Raw genomic sequence first — 251 nt, 5'->3', positions numbered from 1 at the left:
AGCCTGCCTCTAAGCTTTTCTGAAATGAGATCGTTTCCACTTTGTAAACGCCATTCAGCTATATATTGTTCATCTTCAGGCTCAAAATCTGTAAAATCACTTACAACATAACTACCCCAAAAAGGAGCTGGTGTAGGGGGGAGATTAAAAGCAGCATCTACTAGATTGTCAATGAATTGACCAGGAGCGAGTGCAAGCGCAGTATCTACATCGGCTTGTGATGCACCAAAACCAAGACGGCGATAAACATG

At 42.6% G+C, this 251-nt stretch carries 1 pseudogene; it reads right to left on the bottom strand.

Annotated features, from left to right (window positions below):
- Nucleotides 1-251, bottom strand: a pseudogene (locus ACY2RT_RS15470) (hypothetical protein); the annotation flags it as partial.

Source organism: Ulvibacter sp. 2210JD10-4 (genome assembly GCF_058148525.1).
This window is presented reverse-complemented; position numbering and strand designations above follow the sequence as displayed.